A 13,362-nucleotide genomic window follows, 5' to 3' on the forward strand; every position below is an offset into this window, starting at 1 on the left:
CGGACGCCCATCGCGGAATCCGCCGGACCATCCGCCCACGGAAAACGGAAACGGCCGGCCCTGGAGATCCAGGACCGGCCGTCGGCGTTCGCGGGGGACCTACAGGTCCACCTCGCGCATCAGCATGCCGACCTCGGTGTTCGACAGCCTCCGCAGCCACCCGGACTTCTGGTCGCCGAGGGTGATCGGGCCGAAGGAGGTCCGCACCAGCTTCTCCACGGGGAAACCGGCCTCGGCCAGCATGCGCCGCACGATGTGCTTGCGTCCCTCGTGCAGGGTGACCTCGACCAGGTAGTTCTTGCCGGTCTGCTCGACGACCCGGAAGTGGTCCGCGCGCGCGTACCCGTCATCCAGCTGGATGCCGTCCTTCAGCTGCTTGCCCAGGTCACGCGGGATGGGTCCGACGATGGCCGCGAGGTAGGTCTTCTGCACGCCGTACTTGGGGTGCGTGAGCCGGTGGGCCAGCTCACCGTGGTTGGTGAGCAGGATGACGCCCTCGGTCTCGGTGTCGAGCCGCCCGACGTGGAAGAGCCGCGTCTCGCGGTTGGTGACGTAGTCGCCGAGGCACTGCCGGCCCTCCGGGTCCTCCATGGTCGACACCACACCGGCGGGCTTGTTCAGCGCGAAGAACTGGTACGACTGCGTCGCGACCGTCAGCCCGTCGACCTTGATCTCGTCCTTCTCCGGGTCGACCCGCAGGCCCTGCTCGACGACGATCGAGCCGTTGACCTCCACACGGGACTGCTCGATCAGCTCCTCGCAGGCGCGGCGCGAGCCGTAGCCTGCGCGCGCGAGCACCTTCTGCAGCCGCTCGCCCTCCTGCTCGGCGCCCGGGAAGGTCTTGGGCAGCTTGATGTCCTTCTTGCCCGCGTACCGCTCCCGGTTGCGCTCCTCGGCCCGCGCCTCGTACTCGCGGGAGCGCGCAGGCGCCGTACGGCCGCCGCGCTGCTGGCCCTGCTTCGGGCCGCCCTTGGCACCGCCGCGCGCGGCGCCGCCGCGCCCGGACTTCGGACCGTCCTTGGTGGCGCCGGGGCCCACGTCGTAGCGGCGCTCCTCCGGGCGGGGCTTGCGGGGACGGCCCTGGCCCTGCTTGTCGTCCCTGTCGTTGCCGGCACCGCGGTAGTTACCGCGCCCGCTGTTCCGTCCGCTGCCGCTGCTTCGCATCAAAGTTCCGTCTGGTCGTCTGCGTCGTCGGTGCCCCGGGTCACCGGGGCGCCCGGACCGTCATCGGGAGCGTCCGGGTCGAACGACGGAACGCCTTCCTGGGTCTCGGCCTCGATCGCCTCCGCCTCCGGGAGGAAGGGCGCGAGCTCCGGGAGCTCGTCCAGGCCGCGCAGGCCCATCCGCTCCAGGAAGTAGTTCGTCGTCCTGTACAGGATCGCACCTGTTTCGGGTTCCGCGCCCGCCTCCTCGACCAGACCCCGCTGGAGGAGGGTGCGCATCACACCGTCGCAGTTCACTCCGCGCACCGCGGAGACCCGCGAACGGCTGACCGGCTGGCGGTAGGCGACGACGGCCAGGGTCTCCAGGGCGGCCTGGGTGAGCCGGGCCTGCTGCCCGTCGAGCACGAAGCCCTCGACCGCGGCCGCGTACTCGGGCCGTGTGTAGAAGCGCCATCCGCCGGCCACCAGCCGCAGCTCGAAACCGCGCCGCTGGACGGTGTACTCGTCCGCCAGCTCCCGCAGCGCGTCCGCGACCGCCCTGCGGGGCCGCTCCAGCACCTTGGCGAGGTGTTCCTCGGTGGCAGGCTCGTCGACGACCATGAGGACCGCTTCCAGCGCGGGTTTGAGGTCGAGAGCCGCGACGGCGCTCACCGGCTCGCCGATCATGTCCTCGCTCACGCCCGCTGCTCCTTCTGTGCGTCCGGGTCCTCGGGGGGCCGGTCGAACTCGTCCGTGACGGCCGGCCGGTCGTCACCGTCGCCACCGGTCCATCTGACCATCAGCGCGCCGAGCGCGTCCTCCTGCTCCAGCGCGACGGCCTTCTCGCGGTACAGCTCCAGCAGCGCGAGGAAGCGCGCGACCACGGTGAGGGTGTCCCCCGCGTCCTCGATCAGCTCCTTGAAGGACGCCTCCCCGCACGCCCGCAGCCGCGCCACGACGACCTCGGCCTGCTCGCGCACGCTCACCAGCGGGGCGTGGATGTGGTCGACGTACACCTGCGGCTTGGGCCTGGGCTGCATCGCCTTCACTGCGAGCCTGGCGAAGCCCTCGGCGCCGATGCTGATGACGACCTCGGGCAGCAGCTCGGCGTGGTGGGGTTCGAGACCGACCGTACGCGGATACCGCCGTGCCTCGTCGTCCAGCCGTCCGCTGAAGATCTCCGCGATCTGCTTGTACGCCCGGTACTGCAGCAGCCGCGCGAACAGCAGGTCCCGTGCCTCCAGGAGCGCGAGGTCCGCCTCGTCCTCGACCTCGGCGGCCGGCAGCAGCCGCGCCGCCTTCAGGTCCAGCAACGTCGCCGCGACCACCAGGAATTCGGTCGTCTGGTCCAGGTCCCAGTCGGGCCCCATCGCCCTGATGTGGGCCATGAACTCGTCGGTGACCTTGGAGAGCGCGACCTCGGTGACATCCAGCTTGTGCTTGGAGATCAGCTGCAGCAGCAGGTCGAAGGGTCCCTCGAAATTGGCGAGCCGGACCTTGAAGACCCCGTCACCGGGCTCCTCGGCCGCGCCGCCGTCCGGGGCGCCGGGCTGCTCCGCGAGGTCCGCGTCCGGGCCGGGGGACCCGGCCGTGCCGGGTGCGGTGCCGACGTGCTCGGCGGGCGCACCGCCGGGGGTCTCCGCGGGCGTTTCGGGCGCCGGTGCGGGAACGGGCGGGCTCGGGACCGTACGGTCCGCGAAGGACGGATCCTCCTCGGCCGCGGGCGGCCGTGTGCCCGGCCCCAGGCCGAGGGCCCGGCGGCCGCTACCGCCCACGAAGTCGCCGTACGAGAATGCTCGCGTCCCCCCGCGACTCGAGGTCCGCAAGGACGACCGCGACGGCCTCGCGGACGATCCGCCCCCGGTCCACCGCCAGTCCGTGCTCCCCACGGAGCACCAGACGTGCGTGCTCCAGGTCCATCAGCTCCTCGGCCGACACATAGACCGTGATCTTCTCGTCGTGCCGCTCCCGGCCGCTGGGCCGCCGGCCCGCGGCCCGCTTGCGCCGGGCCGACCCGGACGGCGCGGCCCCCGTGGCCGAACCTTCCTGCGCCCGGCGCGGGCGCCCCGCGGGCTTCCCGCCCTCGGCGGAACGTTCGTCCGCGGCCCGGCTGCGGGATTCCACGACATCCTGCTCGACGACGTCGGCGGCGGAGTGCTCGGCACCCTCGCCACCGTCTCCCGGGGCGGGAGCGCCCTGGGCGGCGGGGAGCTGGCTCTCCTCCGCGGCGGCGGAGTCGCTCTCACCCGCCGGTCCCGGCACCCTGGCCTCGCCGTTGGCCTGACGCCTGGGAGTGGACGCCTGAAGTGCCATGCCCCCGGTGGTACGGAACAGTTCGTCGGCCCCCGGCAGACTCACTCGGCGTGACACCGGGCGAGCACCTCCCTGGCGAGCTGGCGATAGGCGGCGGCACCGACCGAGTTCGAGGCGTACGTCGTGATGGGCTCACCCGCGACGGTGGTCTCGGGGAAGCGCACGGTCCGGCCGATCACCGTGTGGTACACGTGGTCGTCGAAGGCCTCGACCACCCGGGCCAGGACCTCACGGCTGTGCACCGTGCGCGAGTCGTACATCGTGGCGAGGATGCCGTCGAGCTCCAGATCGGGGTTGAGCCGCTCCTGGACCTTCTCGATGGTCTCGGTGAGCAGCGCGACACCGCGCAGCGCGAAGAACTCGCACTCGAGCGGCACGATCACCTTGTGGGCCGCCGTCAGGGCGTTCACGGTGAGCAGGCCGAGCGAGGGCTGACAGTCGATCACGATGTAGTCGTAGTCGGCCATCAGCGGCTTCAACGCACGCTGCAGCGTGGACTCGCGGGCGACCTCGCTCACCAACTGCACTTCGGCGGCGGACAGGTCGATGTTGCTGGGCAGCAAGTCCATGTTGGGCACTGCCGTCTTGAGCAGCACCTCGTCCGCGGACATGCCCCGCTCCATGAGCAGGTTGTAGACCGTGAGGTCCAGTTCCATGGGGTTGACGCCGAGGCCCACCGAGAGCGCGCCCTGCGGGTCGAAGTCGACGAGCAGGACCCGGCGGCCGTACTCGGCGAGCGCGGCGCCCAGGTTGATGGTCGACGTCGTCTTGCCGACGCCGCCCTTCTGGTTGCACATCGCGATGATCTTCGCGGGGCCGTGATCGGTCAGCGGCCCCGGGATCGGGAAGTACGGCAGCGGGCGTCCGGTCGGGCCGATGCGCTCGCGGCGCTGGCGCGCCGCGTCGGGCGCGAGCGTGGCCGCGTACTCGGGGTCGGGCTCGTACTCGGCGTCGGGGTCGTAGAAGTGCCCCTCGGGCAGTTCGTCGTAGTCGGCGAAGTGGCCGCGCTTGCCGCCACTTCCGTCGCCGGCCATGGCGTTCACGTGATGGCCATCCATGCTCGGGTGTGCTGTCTGAGTCAGCTCGGGACTCTGGTGGGCTGCGAAGGTGCGGACAGCGACGGAGCCGACAGCCTCGAGCCCCGTGGGGCTCTGGCCCCGCGCAGGCATTCCTGGTTGACCACCCCCGGGAGTAAATGTCGACTCATTCACAAGTCGTCTTACCTCCTTGGTGACCAGGAAACTTCTAGATAGGTCAGCGTGGCACCATGCCGACGGTTGGCGACTCTATGGCGTGTCACCGGTCCGCAGCAACACAATCCACCGGACCCGGCGCGATGTGTCGGCAACGGAACACGTCTCTGTCAAGGGCGTACAGCAGTCCTTCGCCAGGTTTCGCACGTGTGCGAATCGGTTAAAGGGTTACGTTTGAGGCGAGTTGAACGTGTTCGTGGGCAAGCGCCTGCGGCCGGACCTCGGTGCGAGGTCCGGCCGCAGGCGTGAGATTGACGACTTTCTTTGACGAAAGTGTCCGAACTCCATCGACGCGCCCGGAAGGGATCCGGGCCCGTTTCGCTCTCAGCCGAGCAGCGTCTCCAGCTCGACGTGGGGGTAACCGAACTCCTCGGCGACCTCCTTGTAAACGACCTTGCCGTCATGGGTGTTGAGACCCTTGGCGAGCCCTGCGTCGCGGCGCAGCGCCTCGACCCAGCCGTTGTTGGCCACCGACACGATGTAGGGCAGCGTGGCGTTGGTGAGGGCGTTGGTGGAGGTGTTCGGCACGGCGCCCGGCATGTTGGCGACGCAGTAGAAGACCGAGTTGTGGACCCGGAAGGTCGGCTCGGCGTGCGTGGTCGCACGCGAGTCCTCGAAGCAGCCGCCCTGGTCGATCGCGATGTCGACAAGAACACTTCCCGGCTTCATCCGGGAGACCAGCTCGTTGGTGACCAGCTTCGGGGCCTTGGCACCCGGGATGAGCACCGCGCCGATGACCAGGTCGGCGTCGAGGACGGCCTTCTCCAGCTCGAAGGAGTTGGACATGACGGCCTTGACCTTGGTGCCGAAGATCTTGTCGGCCTCGCGCAGCTTGTTGATGTCACGGTCCAGCAGCGTGACGTCGAAGCCCATGCCGACGGCGATCTGGGTGGCGTTCCAGCCGGAGACGCCACCGCCGATGACGACGGCCTTGGCCGGGGTGACGCCCGGGACGCCGCCCGGCAGCACGCCGCGGCCGCCGTTCGGGGCCATCAGGTGGTAGGCGCCGACCTGCGGGGCGAGGCGGCCCGCGACCTCGGACATCGGGGCGAGCAGCGGCAGGGCGCGGTTCGGCAGCTCGACCGTCTCGTAGGCGATCGCGGTGGTGCCGGACTCCAGCAGGGCGTCCGTGCACTCCTTGGACGCGGCCAGGTGCAGGTAGGTGAAGAGGATCTGGTCCTTGCGGAGGCGGTGGTACTCCTCCGCGATCGGCTCCTTCACCTTCAGCAGCAGGTCGGCGGTGGCCCAGACCTCGTCGGCGGTGGGAAGGATCCGGGCGCCGGCGGCGACGTACTCGTCGTCCGTGATCGAGGAGCCGACACCGGCGTTCTGCTCGACGAAGACCTGGTGGCCGTTACGCACCAGCTCGAGCACGCCGGCGGGGGTGATGGCCACCCGGAACTCGTTGTTCTTGACCTCGCGGGGGATGCCGACCTTCATCGTCGATCACGGTCCTTGGCTCAGGGGATGTTTCGGGGCAATGCGTATCGCACCGGAGGCACGGGGGTGCACCGGAGGACACCACGAACGAACGCGGCGGAGCCAGTCTAATGAAGGATTTCGAGCTGTCTAGCCTTTCTTTACTTCAATCTTCCGCTGATGCACTACGGATTTCGCAGGCGGAAGGCGGTGCTCCAGCCTTCGATCCCTGCTCCGCCCCGTCGGTGCCGCTCTCCACGAGCTCCTCTCCCAGCATGCGCTCGGCCGCTCCCCGGTGCAGCCGCGCCGCGGTGGAGTCGCCGAGCCGGTCCAGGGTGTCGGCCAGCCTGAGCTGGAGCGCCGCCTGGAGCCGTGCGTCCTTCGCGCGGCGCGCCCACTCCACGGCCTCCTGGCAGGTGCGCAGCGCCTCTTCGGGGCGCCCGGCGTACTCCTGCACCCGGGCCGTCTCGCTCAACGCCCTTGCCAGCGCGGGCACATCCCCCGCCTTGCGGTGACCGGTGGCCGCCGCGCGCCAGTTGCGCAGCGCCTCGCCGTAGCGCCCGGCGTAGGTGAGCACCCCTGCGATGCGGCCGTACAGCCGGGCGGCGTCGGCGCGCTCCTCGCGGGCGAGCCGCTGGGTCAGGGCGCGCCCGTACCAGTCGGCGGCCCGCTGCCAGTCGCCCAGTTCCTGGTACGTGCCGCCTACGGATTCCATGGCGCGGCCGGTCGCGTACGGGTCGTTCGCCGCCCGTCCTGCGTCGAGCGCGGCCCGGTAGCGGCCGAGCGCCTCCCTGGTCCGTCCGGTGCGCGCGTCCAGATCGGCGAGGTTCAGCAGCGCGGCCGCCTGCTCACGGTGCAGGTTCCGGCGCACGGCGACATCGAGGACCAGCCGGTGGATGCCGTACAGCTCGGGCGCCGCCTCCTCGGTTCCGCGGTGCGCGACCAGGGCCCTGACCAGGGCCGCCATCAGGCGCCGGGCCAGGGTGTCCAGCTCTCCGTCCGCGACGGCGGCGCGGGCCGCGGCGAGCAGCGCGGGCTGCCGCAGCTCCAGCCAGCGGGCGGCCTCGGCCCGGTCGGTGAAGCGCAGTGCGCGGGGCAGCCCCGCGAGCTTGCGGCGGCCGGGCGAGCCCTCCGGTTCGGTGATCGCACGGCAGGAGTGCAGCAGACGCACGGTCCGCTCCAGCATCCGGGCCCTGGCCAGCTGGATCTCGCCGGGCCGGTCCTCGGTCTCGCTCAGGCTCCGCAGGAACGGCATCAGGCAGTCCGGCACCGCGTACTCCGACAGCGGGGACGGAACGGCCCGCACCAGGCCGAGGGCCACGAAGTCGTCCAGGGTCGCCCGTGCCGCGGAGACCGAGCAGCCGGCCAGCGCGGACGCCGTGTGCGGGTCGGCGAGGCCGGCCGGGGCGAGGCTGAGCAGCCGCAGGCTGCGGGCCGTGGCGGCGGGCAGCGCGTCGTAGCAGTGGCGGAAGGCGCGGACGAGCGCGGAGCCGTCCTCGGACCGGGCGCGCAGCCATTTGCCCAGGTCGGCGATGGAGGCCTTGGGGCGTACGGCGAGCCAGCTGCCGGCGAGCACGAGCGCGGCGGGCTGGGCGGCGCACTGCTCGACCAGGTCCTCGGCGGCGCGCGGGTCGACGGTGACCCGGACCGAGCCGGTGAATCGGGTGAGGAGTTCCAGCGCGGACTTGGTGTCCAGGCCGCCGAGGGTGCAGGGGCGCACGTCGGGGATGCCGGTCAGCGGACCCTCGGCGACGGCGACGACGAGGCAGTGCGGGGCATCCGGGATCAGCGCGTCGACCTGGGCGGCGTCGAAGACGTTGTCGAGCAGCAGCAGGACCCGGCGGTCGGCGAGCACGGTGCGCAGCGCTTCGGTGAGGTCGTCCTCGGCTGCGCCGGGCGGGGCCGGGTGCCGGAGCGCGCCGAGCAGGGCGCGGGCGGTGCGCTCGGTGGGAACGGGGGTGCCGTCGGGTTCGGTGAGGCGTGCCCGGAGCACCCCGTCCCGGTAACGGTCCGCGACCTGGCGCACCAGCTCCTCGGCGAGGGCGGTGCGGCCCGAGCCGGGCTTGCCGGCGATCAGCAGCACCCGGGCCCTGGGCGCCTTGCGGCCCGCGAGGGTGTCGAGCCCGGCCCGCTCGATGTCCGACTTGAGTTCCTTCAACTCCCGTGATCGGCCGAGGAACTGATGACCGCCTGGGGCGGACTCGACGGCCGGACGCCGCTCCTCCCCCGGCACCGCCGTGCCGTCGGTGTCCACCGCCTGCTCCGTCACGGGCCACGCTCCCGTCCCACTGCGCGCACGAGCCCGCCCGGTCTCCGGTGGGCCTGGGCTTCGAGCCTAGTTCACGCTCTGCGACGATCCCGGCGGAGCGCGGCGGACACATCGCCCGATCGGATCAGGCGATGGTCACACCGGTGGCGGGCAGGGTACGGCCGACAGGACCGTGCGGCGCACGGGCGGGCCGCACGGGGCCGGCGGCACCGGCCGGGGCTCAGGCGGCGAACGGACGTGCGGGCCACGGCGCCTCGGCGGGCCGCAGCGCGTCGAGGCCGTCGCCCTGCCGGGCGGCGACCAGCGAGAGGACGCCCACGACGAGGCAGTTGTTGTGCAGCTCTCCGGCGAGGACACCGCGGACGAGGTCCTCGACGGGGACCCGGTCCAGCTCCATGTCGGCCTCCTCCTCGGAGACTTCGAAGCGCTCGCCCTCGGCCTCGGACAGATCGCGGGCGAGGAAGATGCGTACGGCCTCGTCGCAGCCGCCCGGCGTGGTGTAGACGTCGGTGAGGACCCGCCAGTCCTCGGCCTTGACGTGCGCCTCCTCGTAGAGCTCGCGCTGCGCGGCGTGCAGCGGGTTCTCGCCGGGGATGTCGAGGAGGCCGGCGGGGATCTCCCAGAGCCGCTGCCGCACGGGGTGCCGGTACTGACGCAGCACCAGGACGCGGCCCTGTTCGTCGAGCGCGAGGACGGCGACCGAGCCCGGGTGCACCTGGTAGTCACGGCGGACGACCGACCCGTCGGGCATGACCACGTCGTCGGTGCGCACGGAGGTCTTGTTGCCCACGAAGGGCGTCTCGGTGGCCCTGATCGGCCACTCCGTCGGCGTGTCCTTGATCGTCATCTCGCCTGTCCTCCCACACGCACCAATGAAGACCGGGGCGCGCCCCTCATGAGACGCGCGCCCCGGCCACCGTACAACTACCTGATCACTTGCCCGTCTTGCGCTCGACGGCTGCCTTGACCAGGCCGGCGAAGAGCGGGTGCGGGCGGGTCGGACGGGAGCGCAGCTCGGGGTGCGCCTGCGTCGCCACCAGGTAGGGGTGCACGTCGCGCGGGTACTCCACGAACTCCACGAGCTTGCCGTCCGGGGACGTGCCGGAGAACTGCAGGCCGGCCTTCTTCTCCAGCTCGGCGCGGTAGGCGTTGTTCACCTCGTAGCGGTGGCGGTGCCGCTCCTCGATGTACTCCTTGTCGTCGTAGACCTCGCGCACGATGGAGCCCTCGGCGAGCTTCGCCGGGTACATGCCCAGGCGCATCGTTCCACCCATGTCGCCCTCGCCCGCGACGATGTCGAGCTGCTCCGCCATGGTCGAGATGACCGGGTGGGCGGTGGCGGCGTCGAACTCGGTCGAGTTGGCGTCCGGGATGTCCGCCAGGTTGCGCGCGGCCTCGATCACGATGCACTGCAGACCGAGGCAGAGGCCGAGCAGCGGGATCCTGTTCTCGCGGGCGTAACGGATCGCGCCGACCTTGCCGGCGACACCGCGGTCGCCGAAGCCACCGGGGATGCAGATCGCGTCCACGTCGCCGAGCTGCTTCTCGGCGCCTGCCGGGGTCTTGCAGTCGTCGGACGTGACCCACTTGATCTTGACCCGGGCCTTGTTGGCGAAGCCGCCGGCGCGCAGCGCCTCGGTGACCGACAGATAGGCGTCGGGCAGGTCGATGTACTTGCCGACGAGCGCCAGGTTGATCTCGTGGTCGGGGTTGTGGACGCGGTCCAGCAGGTCGTCCCAGGTCGACCAGTCGACGTCGCGGAACGGCAGGTCGAGCTTGCGCACGACGTACGCGTCGAGGCCCTCGGTGTGCAGCACCTTCGGGATGTCGTAGATCGACGGGGCGTCGATCGCGGCGACCACCGCGGTCTCGTCGACGTCGCACATCAGCGAGATCTTGCGCTTGATGGCGGTCGGGACCTCACGGTCGGCGCGCAGCACGATCGCATCCGGCTGGATACCGATGTTGCGCAGCGCGGCGACGGAGTGCTGGGTGGGCTTGGTCTTCAGCTCGCCGGAGGGGCCGATGTACGGCAGCAGCGAGATGTGCACCACGAAGACGTTGTCACGGCCGACCTCGTGGCGGACCTGGCGGACCGTCTCCAGGAACGGCAGCGACTCGATGTCGCCGACGGTGCCGCCGACCTCCGTGATGACGACGTCGACGTCGTCCGTGGCCATACGGCGGATGCGGTTCTTGATCTCGTTGGTGATGTGCGGGATGACCTGGACGGTGTCGCCCAGGTACTCGCCGCGCCGCTCCTTGGCGATGACCGTCGAGTACACCTGGCCGGTGGTGACGTTCGCGGAGCCGTCGAGGTTCACGTCGAGGAAGCGCTCGTAGTGGCCGATGTCCAGGTCGGTCTCGGCGCCGTCGTTCGTGACGAACACCTCACCGTGCTGGAAGGGGTTCATCGTGCCCGGGTCGACGTTGATGTACGGGTCGAGCTTCTGCATCGTGACCCGCAGACCCCGCGCCTTGAGCAGCGCGCCCAGGCTGGAGGCGGTCAGGCCCTTGCCGAGGGAGGAGGCGACCCCCCCGGTGACGAAGATGTGCTTGGTCGTCGAGGCGGTGCTGTTTCGAAAAGCAGCGGGCGGCATGGCCAAGAGGGGGCTCCCGTGGTCGCGGTCTGAGGTGCGTACCGGCGCCCGTTCCGGAGAATCCGGGGGTGCCGTAGCTGCGGCTCGGGGGTCTCGCTTTGTTCGGCCAGGAACCACCGGTCCACGGGCTACCAGGGTATCAGTGACGACACGAGGCCGCTTCCGGCCACGCTCCGCGCACGGGCCGCCACGGGGTCACCCGACGCTCACCCGTTCGGGCCAGTCTCGTTGCCCGGAGGGCTGCGCGGATCACTGGAGGGCGTCGTATCCTGCTCGGACACTCGCTGCCGAGCAACTGGAAAAAGAGCGCGCAGCGCTTCCTCATAAGGGTGGCGGTGGGCGACGGGCGGGACGGCACGGCAACCACTCCCCGTCTCCCCCTCTCGGAACCAGTGCTCGTCGGCGTCTTTCGAGAATGACGTCGGTACACCGAACCCCCAGACCGCATCACGACGTCTTTATCTTTATTAAGACCACCGCACAGCGAGCGCCCCTCGGGGGCGACGTGGCCGTTCGACTGGAGATTGCACGTGGCCGGGCGCATCGAGGACTACGCACTCATCGGAGACATGCAGACCGCCGCCCTGGTCTGCCGGGACGGGACGGTCGACTGGCTGTGCCTGCCCCGCTTCGACTCGCACGCCGTCTTCGCGGGACTGCTCGGCACGGAGGAACACGGCTTCTGGCGGCTCGGACCCGCCTACAACGGCGGAGCGGAACCCCCGACGGCGTCCCGTCGCTCCTACCGCGGTGACTCGCTGATCCTCGAGTCCGAGTGGGACACCCCGCGCGGCACGGTCCGGGTGACGGACTTCATGCCGCCGCGTGACGGCGCGCCCCAGCTGGTCCGGATCGTCGAGGGCGTCAGCGGCCGGGTGCCGATGCGGTCGGCGCTGCGGATGCGGTTCAGCTACGGGCGGATCACGCCGTGGGTGCACAAGGTCGCCAATCGCACGGTCGCCGTCGCGGGCCCGGACTCGGTGTGGCTGGACACCGAAGTGGAGACCTACGGCAAGGACCTGACCACCTACGCGGACTTCACCGTCGCGCCGGGCGACCGGGTCGCGTTCACCATCTCGTGGCAGCCCTCGCACGCCGACCAACCGCCGATGCCGGAGCCGGAGCAGTCGCTGGAGGCGACCGAGGAGTTCTGGCGCGAGTGGGTCGACCAGTGCACGTACCACGGCCCCTACCGCGAGGCCGTCGTGCGCTCCCTCATCACGCTGAAGGCACTCACGTACGCCCCGACCGGCGGCATCGTCGCCGCGCCCACCACCTCGCTGCCCGAGGAGATCGGCGGCGTCCGCAACTGGGACTACCGCTTCACCTGGCTGCGCGACGCGGCGATCACGCTGTCGTCGCTGCTGCGCACCGGCTACCGCGAGGAGGCCCGCGCCTGGCGCGAGTGGCTGCTGCGGGCGGTCGCGGGCGACCCGGAGAACCTCCAGATCATGTACGGCATCGCGGGCGAGCGGGAGCTCGGCGAGAGCGAGCTGGACTGGCTGCCGGGCTACGAGGGGTCGGTGCCGGTGCGCGTCGGCAACGGCGCCGCGCACCAGCTCCAGCTCGACGTGTACGGCGAGGTCACCGAGGCCCTGCACCTCGCGCACATGACGGGCCTGGCCCGCAGCGACTACGCCGCCCTGCTCCAGCTGAAGCTCATCCAGTACCTGGAGGACCACTGGGACCAGCCGGACGAGGGCATCTGGGAGGTGCGCGGTCCGCGCCGGCACTTCGTGCACTCGAAGGTGATGGCGTGGGTGGCCGTCGACCGCACGATCAAGCTGATCGAGTCGGGCGACGCCGACGGACCGCTGGAGCGGTGGCGCGAACTGCGCGACGACATCCACCGCGACGTGTGCGAGAAGGGCTACGACAAGGAACGCAACACGTTCACGCAGTCGTACGGCTCCAAGGAACTCGACGCGTCCCTGCTGCTGATCCCGCAGATGGGCTTCCTGCCGCCGGACGACAAGCGCGTCATCGGCACGATCGAGGCGATCCAGCGCGAGCTGTCGACGCCCGACGGCTTCATCCTGCGCTATCCGACCTCCGGCGACGAGGCGGGCGTCGACGGCCTCGAGGGCGACGAGGGTGCCTTCCTCGCCTGCTCGTTCTGGCTGGCGGACGACCTGGCGATGATCGGCCGCGTGGACGAGGCCCGCAGCCTCTTCGAGCGTCTGCTCGCCCTGCGCAACGACCTGGGCCTGCTCGCGGAGGAGTGGGACCCGCGGCTGAAGCGGCAGGTCGGCAACTTCCCCCAGGCGTTCAGCCACGTTCCGCTCATCGACACGGCCCTGCGGCTGACCGCTTCGGGCGCGTACGGCGGCTAGCCGCGCGGTTGCGGCAGGGCACGTGCGGCGGCC

10 protein-coding genes are annotated in these 13,362 nt (G+C 71.0%); 1 reads left to right on the top strand and 9 read right to left on the bottom strand.

Annotated features, from left to right (window positions below; translation table 11 throughout):
* Nucleotides 1-99: 99 nt before the first annotated feature.
* The 9 genes from ACWCP6_RS33845 to ACWCP6_RS33885 form a co-directional block, all read right to left on the bottom strand.
* On the bottom strand, nt 100-1,164 hold the full coding sequence (locus tag ACWCP6_RS33845; protein ID WP_450936457.1) for a pseudouridine synthase: 1,065 nt from the start codon (nt 1,162-1,164) through the stop codon (nt 100-102).
* Nucleotides 1,164-1,829, bottom strand: a complete 666-nt coding sequence (gene scpB, locus ACWCP6_RS33850) for an SMC-Scp complex subunit ScpB (RefSeq protein ID WP_450936479.1) — start codon at nt 1,827-1,829, stop codon at nt 1,164-1,166. Before scpB ends, ACWCP6_RS33845 begins: the two co-directional genes overlap by 1 nt.
* 8 nt (nt 1,830-1,837) lie before the next feature.
* A complete protein-coding gene (locus tag ACWCP6_RS33855) occupies nt 1,838-2,917 on the bottom strand; it encodes a segregation and condensation protein A (protein WP_450936458.1) in 1,080 nt (359 codons plus the stop codon).
* Entirely contained in the window at nt 2,907-3,512 is a 606-nt protein-coding gene (locus ACWCP6_RS33860) for a hypothetical protein (protein ID WP_450936459.1), read from the bottom strand. Before ACWCP6_RS33860 ends, ACWCP6_RS33855 begins: the two co-directional genes overlap by 11 nt.
* The gene (locus tag ACWCP6_RS33865) at nt 3,497-4,624 is read right to left on the bottom strand and encodes a ParA family protein (RefSeq protein ID WP_450936460.1); all 1,128 of its coding nucleotides are present in this window, start codon (nt 4,622-4,624) and stop codon (nt 3,497-3,499) included. The genes ACWCP6_RS33860 and ACWCP6_RS33865 overlap by 16 nt, the downstream gene beginning before the upstream one ends.
* Nucleotides 4,625-5,032: 408 nt before the next feature.
* Nucleotides 5,033-6,148, bottom strand: coding sequence for an alanine dehydrogenase (gene ald, locus ACWCP6_RS33870; protein ID WP_450936461.1), 1,116 nt, complete (start codon nt 6,146-6,148; stop codon nt 5,033-5,035).
* 145 nt (nt 6,149-6,293) lie between these two features.
* Nucleotides 6,294-8,396 carry a tetratricopeptide repeat protein gene (locus tag ACWCP6_RS33875; protein ID WP_450936462.1) on the bottom strand — a complete coding sequence of 701 codons (2,103 nt, stop codon included), beginning with the start codon at nt 8,394-8,396 and terminating at the stop codon, nt 6,294-6,296.
* Nucleotides 8,397-8,616: 220 nt separating this feature from the next.
* Nucleotides 8,617-9,243 (bottom strand): NUDIX domain-containing protein, encoded by a 627-nt coding sequence (locus ACWCP6_RS33880; RefSeq protein WP_450936463.1) that lies wholly within the window; start codon nt 9,241-9,243, stop codon nt 8,617-8,619.
* An 85-nt stretch (nt 9,244-9,328) separates the two neighbouring features.
* On the bottom strand, nt 9,329-10,996 hold the full coding sequence (locus ACWCP6_RS33885) for a CTP synthase (protein WP_450936480.1): 1,668 nt from the start codon (nt 10,994-10,996) through the stop codon (nt 9,329-9,331).
* A gap of 530 nt (nt 10,997-11,526) precedes the next feature.
* Between ACWCP6_RS33885 and ACWCP6_RS33890 the strand changes: the two genes are divergently transcribed.
* Nucleotides 11,527-13,329, top strand: coding sequence for a glycoside hydrolase family 15 protein (locus ACWCP6_RS33890; RefSeq protein WP_450936464.1), 1,803 nt, complete (start codon nt 11,527-11,529; stop codon nt 13,327-13,329).
* Nucleotides 13,330-13,362: the final 33 nt, after the last annotated feature.

It is taken from the genome of Streptomyces sp. NPDC002004, assembly GCF_053593975.1.